The following is a 23413-nucleotide window of genomic DNA, read 5'->3' as shown; positions in this document are numbered from 1 at the left end:
GGATCGATTCGGTGTTTGATCCAGGCCTATGCTATTTCTGGGCGCTGGGTATGACGGGTTTCGGATCATCGGGTCCAAGGGGGCAGAGTTAAGTTTATGACTGGAACGGCATTGCTCTTCCTTGTCCTTGGTCTCGGCCTTATTGCTTGGATCGCTGGGCGTGCGCGTGCTGCCGCGTTTGTGCGTAGTGCAAAAGGTGGCCCGCGGGGCACCGTAAACAGCCTGCCTTATTATCACGGCTGGTTTGTGGCGATTTGCTCCATTGCTCCGGCGCTTGTGTTCATGTTCATCTGGCAGTCGATTTCTCCGTCATTGGTCACCAACATGGTGCTGTCGGCCCCTGCGGCCGCCGACTTGCCGCAAGACGGTTTTGCGCGCGCCGCGATCCTGTCGGAAGCGCGGGCGATTGCACAAGGTTTTCAAACCGCTGCGTTTCAGGGTGAGAGCGAAAAGCTCGTCCCGTTATACCAAGGCGCATTGGCCTATTATCAATGGATTGGCGTAGCCGCGACGTTAGTGCTGTTCTTCGCTGGCGGCGCGTTTGCATTCACCCGCATAAAGCCCGACTTTCGCGCCCGCAGCAAGGTCGAACGCATTGTCATGTTCGGATTGCTGGTTGCATCGTTGATCGCAATCCTCACGACACTCGGCATTTTTGCCTCGTTGATCTTTGAATCATGGCGTTTCTTCTCGATGGTATCTCCATTTGAGTTTCTGTTTGGCACGGAATGGAATCCCAAATCGACTGTGACCCCGGGCGCGGACAATGGTTATGGCGCGATACCTTTATTCTGGGGTACGATTTTCATTGGAGCCATTATCGCGATGGTTGTTGCCATTCCGCTCGGCTTGATGAGCGCAATCTTCTTGACCCAATATGCGTCCGCGACGGTGCGCAAATGGATGAAGCCGATCCTCGAAATTCTCGCTGGTGTGCCAACGGTGGTTTATGGATATTTTGCAGCGTTAACGGTGGCGCCTGCGGTGCGTGACTTTGCCGTCATGCTTGGCGTCAGCAATGCCGCGTCCGACAATGCCTTGGCCGCTGGCATCGTCATGGGCGTCATGATTATTCCATTGGTGTCGTCCATGTCCGATGACAGCATCGCCGCTGTGCCCAATGCCATGCGCGACGGTAGCCTTGCCATGGGCGCAACCAAGAGCGAAACTATCAAGAAAGTTTTGCTGCCCGCCGCATTACCGGGCGTTGTCGGGGGTGTATTGCTGGCCGTCAGCCGCGCGATTGGCGAAACCATGATTGTTGTGATGGCGGCGGGTTATACCGCGAACCTGACCGCGAACCCTTTTGCGACCATCACCACTGTTACCGTCCAGATTGTCGCGCTTCTGACGGGTGACCAAGATTTCGGAAGCCCGCATACGCTTGCCGCATTTGCCCTCGGGCTTGCGCTGTTCGTGACGACATTCTTCCTCAATTATGTCGCTTTACGCGCCGTAAAAAAATATCGGGAAGCATATGAGTAACGCCATCATGGAGCCAACGCCCACCGATTGGAACGGGCAAATCATGCAAAAGCGCATCGCAGGCCGCTATGCGGCCGAGCGTCGGTTTAAGGCAATGGGCTTTCTGGCTGTTGCGCTGTCGACTTTGTTCCTCGCCTTTTTGCTGTTCACAATGATGGGCCAAGGCTTGCGCGGTTTTCAGCGCACAGAGATTGCGGTTGATTTTGACTTTCCGGCGTTAACGTCTGGCGCAACGGCAGCTTCGATCAGCGGCCCGAACGCCGATGCTGCGCTCAATTCGATGGATATTCCCGGCATCGTTGAACTTGCGGTCAGTGAGCAATATGGCGAACTAAGTGAAGGCCTTTTGACAACGGGTGCTGCGGGCAATGCGCGGCAGATGCTGCTGGATAATCCCAGCCTCGTGACAGCAAAGCAGCAACTGTGGTTGCCAGTGGACTCGCGATTGGATGTTGCGTTCAAACGCGATGGGGAGCCTGCAGCCGAACAAACAGTTGCAGCGCTGGCGCAAAAAGACGCGTTGCGCACTGGCTTTAACTGGACGTTCTTGACAGGTGCAGACGCCACGGACCCATCTGCGGTAGGCATATGGGCAGCGTTCAAGGGATCGCTGATGACCATGGTGATTACCCTGATGCTTGCCTTCCCGGTCGGCATATTGGCCGCTTTGTATCTTGAGGAATATGCCGCCAAGAATAAGCTGACTGATATTATTGAGGTGTCGATCAACAATTTGGCGGCCGTGCCCTCCATCATCTTTGGTCTGCTGGGTTTGGCGGTTTTCCTGACCATGTTCGGTATGCCACGGTCGTCTGCATTGGTCGGCGGTTTGACGCTTGCGCTGATGACGATGCCGGTCATCGTCATTGCGGGCCGCAATGCTGTCAAATCCGTGCCGCCGTCGATCCGTGATGCGGCATTGGGTATTGGTGCCTCGCCTGTGCAAGTCGTGTTCCACCATGTGCTCCCGCTTGCCCTTCCGGGCATATTAACCGGCACGATTATCGGCATGGCGCGCGCTTTGGGTGAAACTGCACCATTGTTGATGATCGGCATGCGCGCCTTCATCCCGGCTGCGCCTGAAGGCTTCACCGAGGCGACAACCGCTTTGCCTGTGCAAATCTATCTTTGGTCGGACGAGGTCAATCAGGGCTTTGTCGAAAAAACCAGTGCCGCAATCATTGTGTTGCTGATATTCTTGTTGGGCATGAACGCCCTTGCCATCTATCTTCGCAACCGTTTCGAAACGCGTTGGTGACTTATGAAAACAAAGGACGGTAATGTGGGCGTAACCCCTGGAATATCCAAAATATCCACTCGCAATGTGAATGTATATTATGGCGAGAAGCAAGCCATTCACGACGTCTCGATTGACGTTGATCGGGAGAATGTGACTGCGTTTATCGGTCCATCCGGTTGCGGAAAGTCAACTTTTCTGCGGTCTTTGAACCGAATGAACGACACCGTCGCCGGGGCCCGTGTCGAAGGCCAGATATTGCTCGACGGCGAAGACATTTATGCATCTGGCATGGATGTCGTGCAATTGCGCGCGCGCGTTGGAATGGTGTTTCAAAAGCCAAATCCATTCCCGAAATCGATTTACGACAATGTCGCTTATGGTCCGCGTATCCACGGTCTGGCCAGCGGCAAGGCCGAGTTGGATCAAATCGTCGAGACGTCACTCACCCGCGCTGGATTGTGGACTGAGGTCAAGGATCGCCTGGGCGAGAGCGGAACGGCGCTTTCCGGCGGTCAGCAGCAACGCCTGTGTATTGCCCGCGCCATTGCAGTGGACCCTGAAGTGATATTGATGGATGAACCTTGCTCCGCGCTTGACCCAATCGCGACTGCGCGGATTGAGGAGTTAATTCACGACCTGCGCGGAAAATATGCTATCATCATCGTGACCCATAATATGCAACAGGCCGCGCGCGTATCGCAACGCACCGCCTTTTTCCATTTGGGCGATTTGATTGAATTTGGCCAAACGTCCGACATATTTACCAATCCACGCGAAGACCGCACCAAAGATTATATTACCGGCCGTTACGGTTAGAAAGATTACGACATGACCACTGGCACAAAGCACACAATCACGGCATTTGACGATGACATGGACGAAATCCGTGGGCTCATTGCCGAAATGGGTGCGCGGGCCGAAGCTGCGGTCATTGCGGCGATGAAGGCGTTGCGCGAGCATGATACCGACACAGCCGCAACCATCCGCGCTGATGACAAAATCATCGACACACTCGAAACCGAAGTCGAACGATTGGTGGTCCGGACCATCGCATTGCGCGCACCAATGGCGGATGATTTGCGTGAGCTAATCGCCGCGCTCAAAATGTCGGCCGTCATTGAACGCATTGGCGATTATGCCAAAAATATCGCCAAGCGCGTGCCGCAGATGAATGGCAAGATACCGTCCTCCGCGCTTGAGCAATTGGGCCGCATGGGCGAAATCGTCGTCGAAATGATCCGCATGGCGATGGACGCTTATGCCAAGCGTGACGTCGATCTGGCCTGCGCGGTCACCGTTCGCGACGATGTGGTGGATCAGCTTAACAAGGATTTATTCGTAGACTTCGTCGCTTATGTCGTCAAAAATCCCCAAAATGCGACGGAAGTTGCGCATTTGCTGTTCACCGCAAAAAACCTTGAACGGATTGGCGATCACACCACTAATGTGGCGCAAATGATTTATTTTACCGAAACGGGTGAAAACCTGCCTGACGCTTAAAGCGGAGATATATATGCCCAAGGCGCAATTGCTATTGGTTGAAGACGACAGTGCGCTTGCCGAGTTGGTACGCTGGCATTTTGAACGCGAAGAATTCGACGTCCAACACACCGGCGACGGTGAAGAGGCGCTGTTGATGGCCAAGGAGCGCACTCCTGATTTGGTATTGCTCGATTGGATGCTGGAGAATTTATCCGGCATCGAAGTATGCCGCCAATTGCGCAAGTCGGACAACACCGCCAATGTACCAATCATCATGCTAACCGCGCGTGGTGAAGAGGATGACCGGATACGTGGACTTGAAATCGGTGCTGATGATTATGTCACCAAGCCGTTTTCACCACGCGAGCTCGTTGCCCGTGCCAAGGCCGTCCTCCGCCGCGTACGCCCAGCCCTGGCTGGCGAAGCCTTGCGCTTCGGTGATGTCGAAATGGACACCGTCGCGCATAGGGTGAAACGCGGTGGTAAGCATGTGCCTTTGGGTCCGACCGAATACCGGTTGCTCAAGCATTTCCTCGAATATCCAGGCCATGTCTTTTCGCGTGAGCGCTTGCTCGATAGCGTCTGGGGCCATGATAGCGACATCGAAATCCGCACCGTTGATGTACATATCCGCCGTCTGCGCAAGGCCTTGAACGAAGGCTTTGACAGCGACATCATCCGGACGGTCCGTTCGGCGGGCTATTCATTGGACCAAGACGCCGTCTAATAGGAAATCTGGTCGAACACGCCAACGCCAAACCCAATCAGCGTTGCAGGTGCGGTGGCAAGACAGTGGGGATTCATTGCGACTTCCTACAAAATAGATCATCCATTGATGACGCGTGGAAGGCAATTTGGTGATTGTGTCTTTAGGATTAAATTCTCTTTTCGTACCAGCCTTTCCGACCCTGCTTTACGCTTGCGTCAAGTGACTGGCCATGCCAAGACGCGGGCAAATATGGCGGTTTTGTCCGTTGTGCATATTGGAGATAGACTATGACCATCAGTTTTAAAGACAAGGTTGCAATTGTAACGGGTGCAGGCGGCGGTTTGGGCAAGGCTTATGCCCTTGAACTCGCCAAGCGTGGTGCCAAAGTGGTGGTCAATGATCTGGGCGGCGCACGCGATGGTACCGGTACATCTGATGCAGCGGCGCAAGTCGTTGAGCAGATCAAATCCGCTGGTGGCGAAGCGATGGCCAATGGCGGCAGCGTAACCGAATATGAACAGATGGTCGAAATGGTAGCCAAGGCGAAAGAGGCCTTTGGCGGCGTGCACATACTGATTAACAACGCTGGTATCTTGCGTGACAAGAGCTTTGCCAAGATGGATATGCCTGACTTCAACCTCGTGCTTCAGGTGCATGTCATGGGTTCCGCCAACTGCACAAAGGCGGTTTGGGATACCATGCGTGACCAGGCTTATGGCCGCATCTTGATGACCACGTCGTCGACTGGGCTCTACGGAAACTTTGGACAAGCCAATTATGGCGCTGCCAAGCTTGGCCTTGCTGGCTTTACCAAGACGCTGCATCTTGAAGGTGCGAAGTATAATGTTCGCGTCAATTCACTCGCGCCGGTTGCTGGCACACGGATGACCGAAGACATCTTCCCAGAAGGTCTTTTCGAACAGTTTACACCTGAAAATGTCGTGCCAGCCGCGCTTTACTTGGTGAGCGAAGACGCGCCGACCAACATGATCATTGGAGCTGGCGGCGGCGGATACCACGCAGCCTATGTCACCATGACCCCCGGCGTCGCACTGCGTCAAGAAGACCGTAATGTAGAAGGTTTCGCACGAGCATGGGACAAAATCATCGATCGCACTGGTGAGACCGTTCCCCAGTCGGGTGGCGAACAATCGATCGCCGTGATGAAGGCGTTGCAAGCGCTCGGTTAAGATCCGCCAATAGCAAATCGAACAAGCCCGGTCATTGGCCGGGCTTTTTTATGCGTCGACCAATTTCATGAGCTTGCGTTCGACAGGCGCCAGCACTGGTCCAAGATCATGGCCACGCTTGAGTATTGCGCCACCCTCGCCAACCAAAGCCCACATGCCCTGACGGTTGCGCAAAGCGGGTCGTTTTTCGATGCGATATTCGGGCCGTTCGGTAGCGCGCCGGAACATGCTGAACACAGCGGCGTCTCGGCCCAGGTCAATGGCGTAATCCCGCCAGTTGCCCGCCGCAACCATCCGCCCATAAAGGTTCAGGATCTGTGTCAGTTCGCTCTTTTCGAAGCCGACCTGATTATGTCGGCTGAGCCCGGGAAAGGGCGTGATGACCGCGCTCAACTGGCCGTACTTCCTTTGGATCGGCGCGGCTTGGCTGGCGCGTCAAGGGCCGTGGCATCGCGTTCTTCCATCATCTCCGCAACCTTTTTGCGTAAAGTCTCAATCTCGCATTGCATGATCTCAAGGCTTTGGGTCGCGGGGTCAAACATCTCGCGGCAGGGCGTGCCATAGGGCATAAAGTCACGCGCATAGGTTTCTGCCTGCACCAATGTCGAACGTGCTTTTTGCCCAATCATTGTTGCGCCAGCTGGCACGTCGTCGGTTACAACGGCAGCAGCCCCGATCCGCGCCCGTTCGCCCACTGTGATTGGTCCAAGTATCTGCGCGCCCGAACCAATGATGACATTATCTAATATCGTTGGGTGCCGCTTGCCGCCCATCCCCGTTGTCGGGTTCGTGCCGCCAAGCGTGACATTTTGATACATGGTTACGTTGTCACCAATTTCCGCGGTTTCGCCAATGACGCTAAAACCATGGTCGAGGAAAAAATTGCTTCCGATTTTCGCGCCGGGGTGAATATCAATTCCGGTTATAAAACGGGCGAAATGGTTTACCAGTCGCGCCAGGAAAAACATTTGGCCTAGAAACAGCCAGTGCGCCAGGCGATGATAGCCCACCGCCCAGACGCCAGGATACAACAATATTTCCCACCGCGAACGCGGCGCTGGGTCTCGCTCTTTGATCGAGTCCAGATAATCGATGAGATTAGAAATAAACATAAATGACCCTGCTGTCCTTTGAAGGACCTGATGATTGGTTCCAAGTTAAGACTTTCGTGGGAGCTTTTCCAGCGAAGGATGTATCTTTGCTATAAATAACTATGTAAAAATCGGCAAAAGCGATTATATGACTGATATTAATTAACAAGGTCGATTTATGAGCACCTACTTGCCGACGTTGAAGCAACTGCAATATTTGGTCTCGCTGCAAGAGCATGGCCATTTCGGCAAAGCCGCAGAGGCGTGTTTCGTGACCCAGTCTACGCTTTCGGCAGGGATCCGCGAGCTTGAATCTCTGCTTGGTTTAATGCTGGTCGAACGTACACGCCGCGTTGTGCGCTTTACCCCGCTTGGTAACAAAATGGCCGCAAAGGCGCACCGCATATTGCGTGAAGCAGAAGAGCTAGCCGAAATGGCGCGCTCGGTGGGTAAGCCCTTGGCTGATGACCTGCGCATGAGCGTCATTCCAACAATCGCACCATTTCTGCTACCCAAATTATTACCCGCGCTCCGCAAGCAATATCCTGATCTCAAGCTATACTTGCGCGAAGAAGCCAGCGCCGCCGCGATTGAGGCACTCCATCACGGGCAGGTCGATTGCGTCCTCTTAGCGCTTCCTTTTGCGTCCGGCGATGTTGAAAAGGCTACGCTTTTTGAGGACCGTCTTTATGTTGCATTTCCTAAGGACGACCCGCGCGATCCGCCCGAGAGCATTACGCCCGAATTGATCGATGAAAGCCGGATGCTGCTGTTGGTTGATGGCCATTGTCTTAAGGACCATGCGCTTGCAGCCTGTAACAGGCCCGAAATGCGGGCCTTTGCGACGATGCTGGGCACTTCATTGCACACGTTGGTGCAGATGGTCGACAATGGCCTTGGCCTGACGATCATCCCGGAAATGGCTGTGAAAGCCGGCTTACTCAATGGAACTGACGTCCAAGCCCGTCCATTAAACGCCGAACATGCGTCACGCGAAATTGCTTTGGTGTGGCGAACCAACAGCCCGCGCCGCGAAGAATTTGAGTTGCTGGCAGATGCGCTTCGGGGCTTGCACGGAAACTGAAAGCTAGGCCCAGCGTTCGGAACGTGTGTCATCACTCAATTTGGCTTCCACCCATTTGGCGGTGCCATCGGCGTAATGTTCACGCTTCCAAAATGGCGCGTCAGTCTTTAGGCGATCAATGAGAAAAGCCGTGGCCTCAAGTGCCTCTGCCCGGTGCAACGACGCCGCCCCCACGACGACCACAGGATCCCCCACAGGAACAATACCGACGCGATGGGTGACGACAGCGCCGAGCAGCGACCATCGCGCTGTAGCAGCCTCTATGACCCGCGAGAGGCACGCCTCGGTCATACTGGGATAATGTTCCAACTCAATGGCAGTTACCCCGCCATCATCCCGCACAATGCCAGTGAAACTGGACAGCGCACCGCCACCTATACCTGCAAGCGTCGAGAGCTCCGCCTCAGTCGTAATCGGTGTATTACTGATGCGCACCTTTTTCATCCGCCGGTTACCGGTGGGAAAATCGCAAGCTCTTCCCCATCGACCAGCAACGCATCGGCTGTGACCATATTCTGGTCCAAGGCAAAACGCAGACGTGATAAGTCATCCAAAGCAACGGCGTGTCCTTGGGATTGCCCACGCAACCAAACCACAAAATCGCCCACCGTGCGCGCACCATAAGGAATATCACGGTCTTCCGAAGATAGCCCGATAGCTTCGCGTACGCTGGCAAAGTAAACAAGTTTCACGCGGTCAATCCATATGCTTGATGCCGACGCGCAAATAATCCCAACCGGTAATCATCGTCAGCACCGCTGCAATCCACAACAACGCCAGCGCCGCTTGCTTAAGCAATATCCAATCGGGCAGCGATCCGGCCAATATGATGCCCCCAAGCGACACGAGTTGAAATGTTGTCTTCCATTTCGCGAGCTTCGACACGGGAACTGAAATCTGCAATCCAGCAAGGAATTCGCGTAGGCCCGATACTATCATTTCACGCAGCAATATGACTAACGCCGCAATCACATGCCAGCCATCAACATCGCGGGTAAAAACGAGCATCAATATAACAGCGGCCACCATGATTTTGTCGGCAATTGGATCAAGAAAGACCCCCAGCTTGGATACCGTTCCCTGCGCCCGGGCAAGGTAGCCGTCGAAATAATCGGTAATGCCCATCAGGCAGTATAAGATGAAGGCAAACGCATAATCGAGGGGGACTGGCTGCACGCCGAATGGCTTTGTTCCTGGCCACAACAGGAAAACCAATATCGGCACGGCGAAGATACGTGACATCGTCAAGATGTTGGGCAGGCTAAACATGATTTATGTGATAGCGCCATATCATAGCAAAATCACGCAGCTATTTAACCATCTGCCTAAATGCGCTTTGCCATGTTTCAGTGGGGCGGCTAAGGCACGTGCAACGTTCGCACAGGGATCTGATACAGATATGGCCACCGTAATGTCTTTGATGAATAAGCGCAGGTTTTTGCCGCTTTTCGTCACCCAGTTTCTAAACGCCTTCAACGATAATTTTTACAAAATGGCCATGGTGATATTGGTCACGTACGAGATCTACTCAGATCCAACGCAAGAGGCTAGTTTTAACGCGATTGCAGGGGCATTGTTCATCCTGCCGTTTTTCCTTTTTTCTGCGCTGGCCGGACAATTGGCAGACACCATTGAAAAGACAAAGGTCATCCGCATGGTGAAAACGGCGGAGATTTTCATCATGCTTTTTGGTGCCGCCGGTATCTATCTGCACAATATCCCGCTGATGCTTGTCGCTTTGTTTGCGATGGGTGTGCACTCGACCTTTTTCGGGCCTATCAAATACGCAATCTTGCCGCAGCATCTGGAAAAAGACGAAGTGCTCGGCGGAACGGGTCTTGTGGAGGCTGGAACCTATCTTGCCATATTGGCTGGCTCGATTGCAGGCGGGATCATCCCGGGAAAGATTGCGGGCGTCTGCATCGTACTTGTCGCAGTCATAGGGCGAGTTACGGCCCAATCCGTTCCAGCCGCTCCACCGGAAAACGACGCGCCGACCGCCAAAATGGATTGGAACATCGTCCGCAGCAGCTGGCAGCTTGTGCGTGACACCATGCATGTCCCACATCTGTTCCTGGCAATTATAGCGATCAGCTTTTTCTGGGGTATCGGCGCAGTATTCGGATCTATTTTTCCACCCATGGTCAAGAACGCACTTGGTGGCGATAACACGGTTGCAACCTTGTTCACGGCGTTTTTCTCTATCGGAATCGCGATTGGCTCAATCGCCGTCAACCGCCTTCTAAAGGGTGCAGTATCGGCAAAATATGCTCCGGCATCGGTGATCGTGATGGGGTTGTTTGTCCTCGATCTATGGTGGACCGTAAGCCATTGGGGACCGGTCGGTGCCGAGCTCATGAATTGGCTGACATTCCTGAAGCTCGGCGCTGGAGAACGTTTAATAGTCGACCTCTTGGGCATCTCTATCGCCGGCGGGATGTTTGTGGTTCCACTCTATGCATTTTTGACCACCACGGTAGCAAAGTCGCAGACCGCGCGCACGATTGCCGCCAATAACATCGTGAATTCGGGCGCGATGGTGATCGGCGCGATTGTTTACGGCCTACTGGTAAGCGCCGGCGTCAGCATCGCCGATACTTTGTTCATGATCGCCGCGGCCTGTTTGGTGTCTGCATGGATTGCTTGGCGCCTTCACAAAGCCTGCGTTATCGCTGAGCTTCAGGTCACGCAATAAAACGCGTGAGCGCCCCAAAAAAGTCCCGAGGATGAGCATTAACAGTTAGGCTTTTCCCTTTTCTGCAAAGACTTCCATTGCGGCGCCGTGCGCCCCAAACCGACTGAAGGTGGCGGTTAGGTTATGTGTCTGTTAAGTTGCGTGGTTTAAATCAGGAGTTGTCGGATGATGGAAAGATTTGCTCAAATTCAACGCACCGGCGGACCAGAGGTTATTGAGTGGGCCGATGTGCAGCTTACCGAACCTGCGCCTGGCGAGGTCCGGATGCGCAATCTTGCGGTAGGCCTCAACTTTATCGATACCTATCATCGCAGCGGGCTTTATCCGATGGCGAAGCCGTGCGGATTGGGCATGGAGGCTGCGGGTATTATAGAAGCTGTTGGTGACGGGGTCAGCGACTGGCAAGTAGGCGACCGAGTCGCTACTTTTGGACCGACGATTGGCGCTTATTGTACGGCGCGAAACATCGCGGCCAATAGCCTGTTCGGGGTACCCGACGATATCAGCCACGAGGTGGCAGCGGCGGGTTTGCTGAAGGGATGCACTACAGAATTTTTGGTCGAACGCTGTGCCAAAGTGCAACCGCAATGGGACGTCTTGGTCCATGCCGCCGCTGGCGGCGTCGGATTATTGCTTGTCCAATGGCTTAAGCATGTTGGCGCGCGCGTAATTGGTACGGTCAGCACGGACGAAAAAGCGGCACTGGCGCGCGCGGCGGGCGCAGACCATGTGATCCTTTACGGCAAGGAAGATGTCGCACGGCAGGTGCGCGAATTGACCGGTGGCAAGGGCGTTGAGGTTTCCTTCGACGGTGTTGGACTGGAGACTTGGGAAACGTCGCTTATCGCAACAGCGCGGCGCGGCTTGATCGTCAGTTATGGCAATGCCAGCGGTCCCGTAAGCGGTGTTAATCTCGCCACGCTTGCCCAAAAGGGATCGCTTTATGTCTCGCGCCCCACCTTATTTGATTATTACCATAACCCAGCCGAACGCGCGGCAGGCGCCGAATATGTGTTCGACATGTTCCGGCAGGGAGTCATTGAGATGACCATCGGGCAACGTTATGCACTCGAAGGTGCTGCGCAGGCGCACCGCGATTTGGAAGCACGCAAGACCATTGGTTCATCGGTGCTGATTCCATCCGGTATAAAGTGACGATTCGGTCTGGTATGTCCCTGCGTAACCGCTAGATATCTAGCCTTTATAAGAAGGGAAGTTCATGGATATCAACGGCAAGACTGCATTGGTCACGGGCGGCACAGAAGGCATTGGTCTCGAAATCGCGCGCCAATTGCTGGCCAAAGGCGCTAAGGTAATTGTTTGTAGTCGCCGCGAAGACCTGCTGGAGTCTGCACGTCTGGAGGGCCTCGAGGCGATACAAGCCGACCTATCGACCGCCGATGGTTGTTCTGCGCTCGCCGCTGCATTATCAGGCCGGCCGATCGATATGCTCATCAACAATGCGGGGATGAGCGGTAACTTTGGTCCCGGTGAACCGCTGGATCTGGCGCTGACTGATCAGGCCATATTTCTTAATCTTAATGCGCCGTTGCATCTGATCGGACATTTCCTGCCGGGCTTGTTGCAACGCCCTGAAGCAGTGGTCGTTAACGTCACGTCGGGCCTTGCCATCGCCCCGCGCTCCGGTGGGCCGGTCTATTGCGCCACAAAAGCTGGCCTGCGTAGCTTTACGCAGTCACTCCGCCACAATTTGCGGGACACGAATGTCCATGTGATTGAGGCGCTTCCACCAGTGGTAGACACCGCAATGACGCGTGGCCGCGTGAACGGTAAAAAGATGTCTGCACAAGGGTGCGCGGCGGAGATCGTTGACGCCATTGCGGCCAATTCCAAGGAGGCCAATGTCGGCATGGTGAAGCTGCTTCGGCTGGTTTATTCGATATCGCCAGCGCTGACCCGGCGGATCATGATCAAATTTTAAAGGTGCGCATTGAGCAGCATTAGCGGCGTGACCGCTAATGCCTTATTGCTCGCAAGTGCCGAGAGCCATCAATGTAAGAAAATTGTGGTGGTGCCCCAGGCCCGACTCGAACGGGCACTCCTTTCAGAACAGGATTTTGAATCCAGCGCGTCTACCATTCCACCACTGGGGCACATCTTTGACAGGTGAACCCGTCGAAGCGGAGGATCCTCTAACCGAGCCTCCGCTGTGATGCAAGTGCATCCTTATTTCCTCAGCCCCCTATTTCTTCAGCTCTTTTGCCAACGTCTTGAGCGTTGCTTTGCCATAAGGGGCCTTGAACCCGCCAATGCCGGCGACATCAACCCCGGTTTGGCGGTATACCGCGCGCATATGGCTAAAGGTTTTGAAACCGTCGGCGCCATGATAATTGCCCATGCCGGATGGCCCGACTCCGCCAAAGGGCAGGTCTTCCATGGCATTATGGAAAACAACATCGTTAATAGTAACGCCACCGGAGACCGTGCGCGTTAGTACGCGCTCTTCCTCGGCTTTGTCGGAACCGAAATAATATAGCCCTAGAGGTCTGTCATGGGCGTTCACATAATCAATCGCTTCGTCCATCGATGAATAGGTCATCACTGGCAGGATTGGACCGAAGATTTCCTCCTGCATCACCTTCATATCATCGGTGACGTTGCGGACAATGGTCAATGGCATCTTGTTACCATTAGACGATTCAAAATCTTCGCCAGCGGGATTGACCTCAATCAACTCCGCGCCCTTTTCCCGCGCATCATCAAGATAGCTCTGAAGCCGCTCATAATTGCGGCCATTCACAACCGACGTGTAATCGTCGTTATGCAGCAATGTCGGATATTGCGCGGTGACGCCAGCCTTCACGGCTTCAATGATATCATCCTCCTGATCGCTAGCAACCAGCAGGTAATCCGGCGCGAGGCAAATCTGTCCGGCGTTCATCATCTTGCCCAACGCGATTCGTTCGCCTGCCTTTTTCTTGTCTGCGCTACGACCAACGATAGTCGGCGACTTGCCGCCAAGTTCGAGCGTTACAGGCACCAGATTATCCGCGGCTGCGCGCATGATATGCCGTCCAACGCCCGTCGCGCCGGTAAAGATCATATGGTCAAAGGCCAATTTCGAAAACGCCATGCCCACTTCAGCATCGCCGGTAAAAACCGCCATTTCCTCTTCAGTAAAATATTTCGGGACGACCTCTTCAAACAAGGCCGATACGCGCTCAGTAAATTCCGACGGCTTAATCATGGCCCGGTTACCAGCGGCAAGAATACCAGCCATAGGCACCATCACCATACCAACAGGGAAGTTCCAAGGCGCAACAACGCCGACAACGCCCTTTGGTTGATATACAATCTCAGCTTTTGACCCGAGCAGGCCAAGCGGAAAGGTAGGTTTGCGCTTTTCACCCTTAGCCCAGCTCTCAAAATGCTTCTTGGCATGCTTCATCGCGCTGACCGATGGCATGATGTCCGTCAGCAGTGTTTGTTCACGGCTGCGATGACCGAAATCTGCGGAAACGGCCTTTGCAAAATCCTCGGCATGGTCAATCAACATCGCAATGGCGCGGTCGATTCGGTCGCGGCGCATCGCCATTGATTCTGGCATCGCGGCGGTGAACGCAGCGCGCTGCTTTTCTAATACAGTCTGCATTTTTGCTGTCATTTTCTCTCTCCGTTTAATCAGTTGGTGAATTGCTAGCGCGAAGCGTTGCACATTGAAACCATTTTGGCGTATCGAAGTCGCGAACACGCGAAAAGCGTGACAATTAATTGGAGAGAACATGATCGAGGCAGGGAAAAAATGGACGCCACCTGCGGGTTGGCCAGTGATCACGCGCGATCAGGTCAAGGCCGCTTTGTGCGCGCCGGGTATGCCATTCGAGATGGAAACTGCCGAGATCGAAGGCGTGCCAACGCGCGTTTGGAAGAACGCTTTGCCCAATCTCGCGGTACTTGCCGAACATGCCAAGACATCTTTCGGTGAACGTGAATTCGTGGTCTATGACGATGAACGCGTGACCTATGCGGCGTGGCACCGTGCGGTTGCGACGCTGGCACAAGCGCTGCAAGACCGCGGCGTCAAAAAGGGCGACCGCGTTGCGCTTGCCATGCGCAACTTACCCGAATGGCCCGTCGCCTTTTTTGCCGGCGCGGTAATAGGCGCGATTGTCGTGCCATTAAACGCGTGGTGGACGGGCGAAGAGCTTGCCTTCGGCTTAGCCGATTCGGGCGCGGCGGTTCTAATCTGCGATGCCGAACGCTGGGACCGCATCGCGCCTCACAAAGCAGAGATGCCTGCGCTTCAACATGTGTTGGTGGCCCGCACAAACGACACTGCGATGGCCGCACCCGCAATAACTCTCGAAAGCGTGATTGGCGGACCAAAAAGCTATGCCGATTTGCCTGACCTGGCGTTGCCCGACGTCGCAATTGCGCCCGACGATGCAGTCACTATTTTTTACACCAGCGGCACAACTGGCAAACCCAAAGGCGCATTAGGGTCGCATCGCAATTTGCTCACCAATGGCCTTTCCAGCGCCTATTCAGGCGCCGCGACAGTGCTGCGTCGAGGTGATGCTTTGCCTGAGCCAAGCATTCGGGCTTCATTGCTTGTTATCCCGATGTTCCACGTCACGGCTTGCTCCGCATCGATGATGCCTACGATCCAAGCGGGTCACAAAATCGTACTCTTGCACAAATGGGATGCCGTGAAGGCGTTTGAGATTATCGAGCGCGAGAAGATAAATGCCACGGGCGGCGTGCCTTTCATTGCCTGGCAGTTGATCGAACATCCCGACCGCGCAAAATATGATCTCAGCTCCATAGACGCGATAAGCTATGGCGGCGCGCCGTCGGCGCCTGAACTGGTTAGCAAGATTTACGAAATCTTTGGCGCATTCCCGGGAAATGGCTGGGGCATGACGGAAACCATGGCGACAGTTACGTCACATGTTGCCGAAGATTATCTAAACCGTCCCGACAGCTGCGGCCCTGCTGTCGCCGTGTCAGACCTGAAAATCATGTCGGAGGACGGTGCCACCGAACTACCCATCGGCGAGGTCGGCGAATTATGGGCGCGCGGTCCACAAATTGTTAAAGGTTATTGGAACCGGCCAGATGCCACCGCAGAGACTTTTGTAGATGGCTGGGTTCGCACGGGCGATCTTGCGCGGGTAGACGACGAAGGTTTTTGCTTCATCGTTGACCGCGCCAAAGACATGATTATCCGCGGCGGCGAGAATATCTATTCGTCGGAAGTCGAGAATATTCTCTATGAACATCCGGCGGTCACGGACGCTGCCTTGGTGGGTATTCCGCACCAGACATTAGGTGAAGAACCAGCTGCTGTCGTGCATTTGGCACCGGGCGCCAGCGCCACAGAGGACGAACTTCGCAGCTGGGTCAGCGAACGGCTGGCCAAGTTTAAGGTTCCGGTGAAAATCATTTTTACGCAGGATACTTTGCCACGCAACGCGAACGGCAAAATCCTGAAACGCGAATTAAAGGCACTGTTCTGACGCGGCGCAACTGGCGTATTCCGATTTGTTTTTGATGCTGCGGCGCACTATAGGGCGCTAAATCAGAATTAAAGGAAATCTCCCATGAGCCATGCCGATCCCGTCGTAATCCTGTCCTACGCCCGAACGCCAATGGGTGCGATGCAAGGAGCATTGGCTGACGTTTCAGCGACCGACCTTGGCGCGACTGCTGTTAAGGCTGCGGTTGAGCGCTCTGGCGTTGATGGCGCAATGATTGAGCGGATCTACATGGGCTGCGTCTTACCCGCAGGCTTGGGGCAAGCCCCTGCCCGTCAGGCCGCGATTAAGGCTGGCTTACCCAAGTCCGTGCAGGCAACGACGGTAAACAAGGTATGCGGTTCAGGCATGCAGACCGTCATCATGGGCAGCGAAGCGTTGGCCGCTGGTTCCGTTGATTATGTCATCGCCGGCGGTATGGAAAGCATGACAAACGCCCCCTATTTGCTGAAAAAACATCGCGGCGGCGCGCGCATTGGTCATGATACGGCTTATGACCACATGTTCCTTGATGGCCTTGAAGATGCATATGAAGCCGGCCGCGCTATGGGCACGTTCGCGCAGGACACCGCCAACGATTATAAACTGACCCGCGAGGCGCAAGACGCATATGCGATTGAATCGCTGCGCCGCGCCCAAAGCGCGATTGCCGATGGCGCGTTTAAGCAAGAAATCGTCGCCGTGACCGTCGCCACCCGCAAAGGCGATGTCATTGTCGACACGGACGAGCAACCCGGCAAGGGCATGCCCGACAAGATTCCAACGCTGAAGCCTGCCTTTGCCAAAGACGGCACGATTACTGCGGCAACGAGTTCGTCGATCTCCGACGGTGCTGCTGCGCTTGTCCTGACCCGTCAGTCGGTGGCGGCTGCCAACGGACAGTCCCCTATTGCTCGTATCGTGGCGCACGCCGCGCATGCGCAGGAGCCTTCGGCATTCACTACGGCCCCTATTGGTGCGATAAACAAATGCCTCGAAAAGGCAGGCTGGACCATTGACGATGTTGATCTATTCGAAGTGAACGAGGCCTTTGCCTGCGTCGCGATGTTTGCGATGCACGACCTTGGCATTCCGCATGACAAGATCAACGTCCATGGCGGTGCCACTGCGCTTGGTCATCCCATTGGCGCATCGGGTGCCCGGATCATCACGACCTTGGTCGCCGCAATGCAACGCCATGGCAAGACACGCGGGCTTGCCTCGCTCTGTATTGGTGGCGGCGAAGCGACTGCGCTCGCAATTGAGCTTATCTAAACGTCTACAACGCCCGGCAATATGAATATCGTTTTCGTCTTGTTCGACAATGTCACCCAACTCGATTTTACCGGGCCAGTGCAGTTTCTGTCGCGCCTGCCCGGCGCAAAGGTACATGTTGTTAGCAAAGACGGCGCAGCGGTTAAGACTGATTGCGGTTTTTCAATCCTGCCGCGATCTGGATTTGGGCAATGCCTGCAAGCGGATGTTTTATGCGTACCCGGCGGCCATGGCGTACGTGACGCGATTGCAGATACAGCCCTCGTCGATTTTGTGCGCCAGCAAGCCAAGGGTGCCGATTACATCACCAGCGTGTGTACAGGCGCGTTCATCCTTGGCGCCGCTGGCTTACTTCAAGGCAAAAAGGCAACGTGCCATTGGGCTTACACGCAGTTTCTTCCCCTATTCGGCGCCATGCACCAGCCAGCGCGGGTCGTGCGTGATGGTAATGTGATCACGGCAGGTGGCGTGACCTCAGGCATTGATTTCGCGCTTGAGCTTATTGCGGCGATCTCGGGCGAGGCCTTAGCCCGAACTATTCAGCTTGCATTGGAATATGATCCCGCCCCGCCTTTTGGTGGTGGTTCACTCGCGCGCTCTAACCATGAAACTGTTCGTCATCTGCGCGCAAGCGTCTACGACAAGGCTGCGGCAGAAATGGAAATCGTGATTAAAAACATAATTTAATCCGTTGATTAGATTTCGACTGGACGCAGGCCAAGCATCGGCATAGTTTCTCTCTTCGGGAGAGAAAAAATGATAAAGAAGCTTTTGGTCGCAACAGCATTTGCAGGCGCGGCATTGTTATTGGGATCTTGCCAAAAAACGACGCTAGAGTCTGATAATCCAGCGTTTGCAGCGATTGATGGTGGTTATCTGAAAACCGGCGGCGACGGGTCCAACTGGGCAATGACCGGTTTCAATTATGACGAACAACGGCACAGTCCGCTCACGCAGATCAATGACAGCAACGTAAAAGATTTGGGCATCGCTTGGTTTGCCGACCTGCCCGATGCGCGCGGGCAAGAGGCCACACCGGTCGTAGTTGACGGCAAGATGTTTGTATCAACGGCATGGTCGAAAGTCTTTTCCTATGATGCCAAAACCGGCAAGCCATTGTGGAGCTTCGACCCCAAAGTCGACAAAGCGCGCGGCGTCAAAGCCTGCTGCGACGTGGTCAATCGCGGAGTTGCGTTTTGGAAGGGCAGTGTTTTCGTTGGCACAATTGATGGCCGCCTGATTTCACTTGATGCCAGCACCGGAAAGCAGAACTGGAGCGTCCAGACGCTTGATCTCAAATCCAATGGCACGATTACGGGCGTTCCCCGCGTGGTGAAGGACAAGGTTGTCATCGGATTCGGCGGCGCGGAATTTGGCGCACGAGGCTATGTCACGGCGTACGATGCCGCCACTGGCGCGCAAGCTTGGCGCTTCTACACGACGCCAAACCCTGCGGGCAAACCCGACAATGCCGCGAGCGACGACATCCTGAAAACGGCAGCAACCAGTACTTGGAGCAGCAAGCCCAAAAAGGGCGACTGGCGTGAAAGCGGCGGCGGCGGGACGGTTTGGGACGCGATTGTATATGATGCGGAACTTGATCAACTCTATCTTGGCGTTGGCAACGGCAACCCATGGAACCACGGCATTCGTTCAAATGGCGAAGGCGACAATTTATTCCTGTCCTCCATTGTCGCGCTAAAGCCAGATACGGGCAAATATGTCTGGCATTATCAGGAAACACCAGCCGAAAGTTGGGATTATACGGCAACCCAGCCCATCATATTGGCCACCGAAAAGCGGGACGGCAAGGACCGGAAGGTTCTCTATCACGCGCCCAAAAACGGCTTTTTCTTCACGATCGACCGTTTGAATGGCAAGTTGTTGTCGGCAAACCCGTTTATTGACGGCATCACCTGGGCAACGGGTTACGACCTGAAGACCGGACGGCCGATTGAAAATCCCGCAGCGCGTTATGAAAAAACCGGCAAGCTCTTTTTGGCCAACCCGTCGGCACTGGGCGCACATAACTGGCACCCGATGAGCTATAACCCGGCCACTGGACTTGTTTATATTCCTGCTATGTACATCGGCGGCGCGTATCTCCCACCGGTTGCGCCGAATGAACAGGAGCGCAAACCGATTGGTTTTAATGTCGGCGGGGCAATGGCCACGGCCGACCTTCCCGATGACACCAATTTTGTGAAGGCCGTGAAAGCAGCAACAACGGGCAAGCTGGTGGCGTTCGATCCCAAAACTGGCAAAGCGAAATGGACTGTTGATCATCCTGCATCCTGGAATGGTGGCACGATGACCACTGCGGGCAATTTGGTATTTCAAGGCACGGCGATGGGTGAATTCCGCGCGTATGCTGCAGACACAGGCAAGCAATTGCTAAACCTTAATGTGCAGTCAGGTGTGCTATCAGGCGCCTCTACCTATACCGTTGATGGCGAACAATATGTCGCGTTCCTGACCAGCAAGGGAGGCGCATTCCCGCTTGTGTCGGGTTATGCTGGTGCAACCAGCGCCGCGGTGCCCAATCTGCCCCGTTTGATCGTGCTTAAGCTGGGTGGCAAGATTGCGCTACCCGCCGTGCCCGAAACGCCGCCTTATGTCTGGGCACCGCCCAAGCAGTTCGGCACACCAGCCGATATCGCAGCAGGTGGATCAAACTATCAGCGCTATTGCCTTGTCTGCCACGGCCCAGGTGCGGTTGGAAACGGCGTCCTGCCCGATCTGCGCAAATCTGGAACCATTGCAGATGCCGCGGTCTGGAAATCTGTTGTCATCGACGGAATATTGAAGGGCAACGGCATGGTCAGCTTTAGCTCCGTGCTTACCCCGAAAGAGGCAGAGCAAATGCGCGCTTATGTTGTGAGCCGCGCGCATTACGCCAAGGCAAACGACGCCGCTTTGGGCGGGGGCAGCAAAAAGGCGGCCAAGTAAAACTGCTGCCCATGAATCTGGCATCTGCCTAAAATTTAGGCAGATGCCAGCGTTTGGATAGCCTTTAAATCCAGTGTTTGTGTGCAACGTGATCTGGCACGATGCTTGATAAGGCCAATTCATAACCCGCGCGCGCGGAGTATCTGTCTCACGCGGCATACAGGAGAAAGTCATGAAAAAGATCGAAGCGATCATCAAGCCGTTCAAACTGGATGAGGTAAAAGAGGCGCTGCATGAAGTAGGCGTATCGGGCATCACAGTGACCGAAGCCAAGGGATTTGGCCGCCAGAAGGGCCATACAGAATTGTATCGCGGCGCAGAATATGTGGTCGACTTCCTGCCTAAGGTGAAGCTTGAGGTTGTTGTCGAAGACGGCCTTGCAGACCGTGTGGTCGAAGCAATCGCCGCCGCAGCGCAAACCGGACGCATCGGCGATGGCAAGATTTTCGTTATCCCCGTTGAGACTGCGTTGCGCATTCGTACGGGCGAACGCGATAACGATGCCGTCTAAAAAATCCAAATCAGTCAAAAAAGACAAGCAAAAGAAGGAACGCACTATGGGCACTTCAGCCAAGGACATTGTCAAGCGTATTAAGGACGAGGAAATCGAGTGGGTCGATGTCCGTTTCACCGATCCCAAGGGCAAGTGGCAGCATCTAACGATGTGCGCTGGCGTCATTGGTGAAGATGAGCTGGAAGACGGCCTGATGTTTGACGGTTCGTCGATCGAGGGCTGGAAGGCAATCAACGAATCCGACATGATCCTTAAGCCAGATCTTGAAGCGGTGTACATCGATCCGTTCTCGGCCACGCCGATGATGATCATTTTCTGCGACATCGTAGAACCATCGACTGGCGAACTGTACAGCCGCGACCCACGTTCGACTGCCAAGCGCGCCGAAGCCTATCTGAAAACAACTGGCATTGGCGACACGGTCTATGTAGGCCCAGAGGCTGAATTCTTCATGTTTGACGATGTGCGTTTCGAAAATAGCTACAGCACATCCTATTACAAGATTGACGATATCGAACTGCCCACCAACAGCGGCACGAAATATGAAGGCGGCAACATGGGGCATCGCCCACGTGCCAAGGGCGGCTATTTCCCGGTAGCACCTGTTGATAGCGCGATGGATATCCGTGGCGAGATGGTTTCGACCATGTTGGAAATGGGTCTGCCTTGCGACAAGCACCATCATGAGGTTGCCGCAGCTCAGCATGAGCTTGGTTTGACCTTTGGCACGCTGACAGAGACCGCTGACCGCATGCAAATCTACAAATATGTCGTGCATCAGGTGGCGCATGCATATGGCAAGACCGCAACGTTTATGCCGAAGCCAATCAAGGAAGATAATGGCTCGGGCATGCACACCCATTTGTCGATCTGGGAAGGCAAAACACCTCTCTTTGCTGGCGACGGTTACGCCGGTCTCTCCGACATGTGCCTGTATTTCATCGGCGGCATCATCAAGCATGCCAAGGCGATCAACGCTTTTTCAAACCCGACTACGAACAGCTACAAGCGTTTGGTTCCAGGCTATGAAGCGCCTGTGTTGCTTGCCTATTCGGCACGTAACCGTTCGGCCTCATGCCGTATTCCCTATGGCGCAGGGTCCAAGGCTAAGCGCGTGGAAGTGCGCTTCCCCGACGCAATGGCAAACCCGTATCTATGCTATGCCGCTTTGTTTATGGCCGGCCTTGACGGCATCCAGAACAAGATCCACCCCGGCGAGGCGATGGACAAAAACCTTTATGACCTGCCACCTGCAGAGCTTGCGCAGGTTCCAACTGTCGCTGGTTCGCTTCGTGAAGCATTGGATTGTCTGGCCGCAGATCACGACTTCCTGTTGAAGGGTGACGTGTTCTCTAAGGACCAGATTGAAAGCTATATCGAATTGAAGATGGAAGACGTCGCCCGTTGGGAAATGACGCCAAGCCCCGTCGAGTTCGACATGTACTATAGCTACTGATCCCGACGCATCGGATCGCTAGCTAAAGGCCCGGCAGTTGGGGGACTGCCGGGCCTTATCTTTTTACAACTGCTATGCGGACCTTTTATTAGGCAGCTCAGTAATTGAGGGCTTGGCACCAGTTTTTGTCAAGCCGCTTTGTCAACCGGTCCCGCCGTTTTTCAATCATCTGCGCTTCACGCTGCGTAAAGCGACCATCGCGGTTGAACTGGCGGTTCTGGGCCTCAATCGCGGTTAGTTCGCGGCGGGCATATTGCGCACTGTTTTGAGTGATACGCCGCGACTGTAGCCTGGAACGCAAATATTTGCGCATCCATATGATGCGCGTCGAAATATCGGTCGGCATTTGGCCAAGCTCAAGTATAGTGAAAACACGGTATATAGGATGGGTTGACACCTCGAATCCTTAGCTTACCGTTGCGGATTCTTACATTTGTAATGGGTCGCAAAAAGGGAGAGAAACATGGAAAATTTAACATTTGGCCAATATTCATTGGTCTATAACGCATTTTCATTTACATTTGCCACCATGGCAGCGGCTACGCTGTTTTTGTGGCTTGGCCGGTCGCAAGTAGGTCCAGCCTACAAGACCGCGCTTACCATTTCCGGCTTGGTTACAGCCATTGCCGCATATCACTATTTCCGCATTTTCGAAAGCTGGGAAGGTGCATATTCCGTTGAAGGCGGCATCGTGACCGCAAGCGGCTATGCATTTAACGACGCCTATCGTTATGTCGATTGGTTGCTGACCGTGCCATTGCTTCTC

General features: G+C 54.4%; 24 protein-coding genes and 1 tRNA gene. 17 read left to right on the top strand and 8 right to left on the bottom strand.

Annotation, left to right across the window (positions count from 1 at the left end):
* Positions 1 to 96 precede the first annotated feature (96 nt).
* From pstC to QE270_RS05925, 6 genes are all read left to right on the top strand, one after another.
* Positions 97 to 1485 (top strand): phosphate ABC transporter permease subunit PstC, encoded by a 1389-nt coding sequence (gene pstC, locus QE270_RS05950; protein ID WP_300036626.1) that lies wholly within the window; start codon positions 97 to 99, stop codon positions 1483 to 1485.
* On the top strand, positions 1478 to 2743 hold the full coding sequence (pstA, locus tag QE270_RS05945) for a phosphate ABC transporter permease PstA (RefSeq protein WP_300036624.1): 1266 nt from the start codon (positions 1478 to 1480) through the stop codon (positions 2741 to 2743). Before pstC ends, pstA begins: the two co-directional genes overlap by 8 nt.
* Positions 2744 to 2746: 3 nt before the next feature.
* Positions 2747 to 3541: a phosphate ABC transporter ATP-binding protein PstB gene (gene pstB, locus QE270_RS05940; RefSeq protein ID WP_300036621.1), complete on the top strand. Its 795-nt coding sequence runs from the start codon at positions 2747 to 2749 to the stop codon at positions 3539 to 3541.
* Positions 3542 to 3553: 12 nt separating this feature from the next.
* Positions 3554 to 4225 carry a phosphate signaling complex protein PhoU gene (gene phoU / locus QE270_RS05935; protein ID WP_300036618.1) on the top strand — a complete coding sequence of 224 codons (672 nt, stop codon included), beginning with the start codon at positions 3554 to 3556 and terminating at the stop codon, positions 4223 to 4225.
* 13 nt (positions 4226 to 4238) lie between these two features.
* Positions 4239 to 4934: a phosphate regulon transcriptional regulator PhoB gene (phoB, locus tag QE270_RS05930; protein ID WP_300036614.1), complete on the top strand. Its 696-nt coding sequence runs from the start codon at positions 4239 to 4241 to the stop codon at positions 4932 to 4934.
* A gap of 269 nt (positions 4935 to 5203) precedes the next feature.
* Positions 5204 to 6106, top strand: coding sequence for an SDR family NAD(P)-dependent oxidoreductase (locus QE270_RS05925; protein ID WP_300036611.1), 903 nt, complete (start codon positions 5204 to 5206; stop codon positions 6104 to 6106).
* A 48-nt stretch (positions 6107 to 6154) separates the two neighbouring features.
* Here QE270_RS05925 and QE270_RS05920 read toward each other — a convergent pair whose 3' ends face one another.
* On the bottom strand, positions 6155 to 6499 hold the full coding sequence (locus QE270_RS05920) for a DUF2794 domain-containing protein (protein ID WP_300036608.1): 345 nt from the start codon (positions 6497 to 6499) through the stop codon (positions 6155 to 6157).
* Positions 6496 to 7218: a serine O-acetyltransferase EpsC gene (epsC, locus tag QE270_RS05915; RefSeq protein WP_300036605.1), complete on the bottom strand. Its 723-nt coding sequence runs from the start codon at positions 7216 to 7218 to the stop codon at positions 6496 to 6498. The genes QE270_RS05920 and epsC overlap by 4 nt, the downstream gene beginning before the upstream one ends.
* A gap of 157 nt (positions 7219 to 7375) precedes the next feature.
* Between epsC and QE270_RS05910 the strand changes: the two genes are divergently transcribed.
* Positions 7376 to 8281 (top strand): hydrogen peroxide-inducible genes activator, encoded by a 906-nt coding sequence (locus tag QE270_RS05910; RefSeq protein WP_300036602.1) that lies wholly within the window; start codon positions 7376 to 7378, stop codon positions 8279 to 8281.
* A 3-nt stretch (positions 8282 to 8284) separates the two neighbouring features.
* Here QE270_RS05910 and QE270_RS05905 read toward each other — a convergent pair whose 3' ends face one another.
* Genes QE270_RS05905 through pgsA form a run of 3 tightly spaced genes read right to left on the bottom strand, consistent with a single transcriptional unit; the run spans position 8285 to position 9550 of the window.
* A complete protein-coding gene (locus QE270_RS05905; RefSeq protein WP_300036599.1) occupies positions 8285 to 8725 on the bottom strand; it encodes a molybdenum cofactor biosynthesis protein MoaE in 441 nt (146 codons plus the stop codon).
* A complete protein-coding gene (gene moaD / locus QE270_RS05900) occupies positions 8722 to 8973 on the bottom strand; it encodes a molybdopterin converting factor subunit 1 (RefSeq protein ID WP_300036596.1) in 252 nt (83 codons plus the stop codon). Before moaD ends, QE270_RS05905 begins: the two co-directional genes overlap by 4 nt.
* Positions 8974 to 8977: 4 nt before the next feature.
* Positions 8978 to 9550 (bottom strand): CDP-diacylglycerol--glycerol-3-phosphate 3-phosphatidyltransferase, encoded by a 573-nt coding sequence (gene pgsA, locus QE270_RS05895; RefSeq protein WP_300036593.1) that lies wholly within the window; start codon positions 9548 to 9550, stop codon positions 8978 to 8980.
* Between the two features lie 130 nt (positions 9551 to 9680).
* On the opposite strand from pgsA, the gene QE270_RS05890 reads away from it, so the two are divergent.
* The 3 genes from QE270_RS05890 (at position 9681) to QE270_RS05880 (ending at position 12918) form a co-directional block, all read left to right on the top strand.
* Positions 9681 to 10976, top strand: coding sequence for an MFS transporter (locus QE270_RS05890; protein WP_300036590.1), 1296 nt, complete (start codon positions 9681 to 9683; stop codon positions 10974 to 10976).
* 168 nt (positions 10977 to 11144) lie between these two features.
* On the top strand, positions 11145 to 12131 hold the full coding sequence (locus QE270_RS05885) for a quinone oxidoreductase (RefSeq protein ID WP_300036740.1): 987 nt from the start codon (positions 11145 to 11147) through the stop codon (positions 12129 to 12131).
* 64 nt (positions 12132 to 12195) lie between these two features.
* Positions 12196 to 12918, top strand: a complete 723-nt coding sequence (locus tag QE270_RS05880; protein WP_300036587.1) for an SDR family NAD(P)-dependent oxidoreductase — start codon at positions 12196 to 12198, stop codon at positions 12916 to 12918.
* Positions 12919 to 13006: 88 nt separating this feature from the next.
* On the opposite strand, the gene QE270_RS05875 is transcribed toward QE270_RS05880, so the two are convergent.
* Together QE270_RS05875 and QE270_RS05870 are read right to left on the bottom strand one after the other, a co-directional pair.
* Positions 13007 to 13090, bottom strand: a tRNA-Leu gene (locus QE270_RS05875).
* Between the two features lie 89 nt (positions 13091 to 13179).
* A complete protein-coding gene (locus QE270_RS05870) occupies positions 13180 to 14601 on the bottom strand; it encodes a coniferyl aldehyde dehydrogenase (protein ID WP_300036584.1) in 1422 nt (473 codons plus the stop codon).
* A 118-nt stretch (positions 14602 to 14719) separates the two neighbouring features.
* Between QE270_RS05870 and QE270_RS05865 the strand changes: the two genes are divergently transcribed.
* From QE270_RS05865 to glnA, 6 genes are all read left to right on the top strand, one after another.
* The gene (locus QE270_RS05865; RefSeq protein ID WP_300036581.1) at positions 14720 to 16456 is read left to right on the top strand and encodes a class I adenylate-forming enzyme family protein; all 1737 of its coding nucleotides are present in this window, start codon (positions 14720 to 14722) and stop codon (positions 16454 to 16456) included.
* A gap of 84 nt (positions 16457 to 16540) precedes the next feature.
* Entirely contained in the window at positions 16541 to 17728 is a 1188-nt protein-coding gene (locus tag QE270_RS05860; protein ID WP_300036578.1) for an acetyl-CoA C-acyltransferase, read from the top strand.
* 21 nt (positions 17729 to 17749) lie between these two features.
* On the top strand, positions 17750 to 18415 hold the full coding sequence (locus tag QE270_RS05855) for a DJ-1/PfpI family protein (protein WP_300036575.1): 666 nt from the start codon (positions 17750 to 17752) through the stop codon (positions 18413 to 18415).
* 69 nt (positions 18416 to 18484) lie between these two features.
* Positions 18485 to 20677, top strand: a complete 2193-nt coding sequence (locus tag QE270_RS05850) for a PQQ-dependent dehydrogenase, methanol/ethanol family (RefSeq protein ID WP_300036572.1) — start codon at positions 18485 to 18487, stop codon at positions 20675 to 20677.
* A 172-nt stretch (positions 20678 to 20849) separates the two neighbouring features.
* Positions 20850 to 21188 (top strand): P-II family nitrogen regulator, encoded by a 339-nt coding sequence (locus QE270_RS05845; RefSeq protein WP_125231011.1) that lies wholly within the window; start codon positions 20850 to 20852, stop codon positions 21186 to 21188.
* A gap of 46 nt (positions 21189 to 21234) precedes the next feature.
* Positions 21235 to 22647, top strand: a complete 1413-nt coding sequence (glnA, locus tag QE270_RS05840) for a type I glutamate--ammonia ligase (protein ID WP_300036568.1) — start codon at positions 21235 to 21237, stop codon at positions 22645 to 22647.
* Between the two features lie 97 nt (positions 22648 to 22744).
* Here glnA and QE270_RS05835 read toward each other — a convergent pair whose 3' ends face one another.
* Positions 22745 to 23044, bottom strand: coding sequence for a hypothetical protein (locus QE270_RS05835; protein WP_300036565.1), 300 nt, complete (start codon positions 23042 to 23044; stop codon positions 22745 to 22747).
* Positions 23045 to 23110: 66 nt separating this feature from the next.
* Between QE270_RS05835 and QE270_RS05830 the strand changes: the two genes are divergently transcribed.
* The coding region (locus tag QE270_RS05830; protein ID WP_300036562.1) for a bacteriorhodopsin at positions 23111 to 23413 on the top strand (303 nt) is incomplete at its 3' end.

This window comes from Sphingorhabdus sp. (assembly GCF_029865925.1).
Lineage (GTDB): Bacteria > Pseudomonadota > Alphaproteobacteria > Sphingomonadales > Sphingomonadaceae > Sphingorhabdus_B.
Note: the sequence above shows the minus strand (reverse complement) of the source record. Positions and strands in the feature narration are given on the sequence as shown.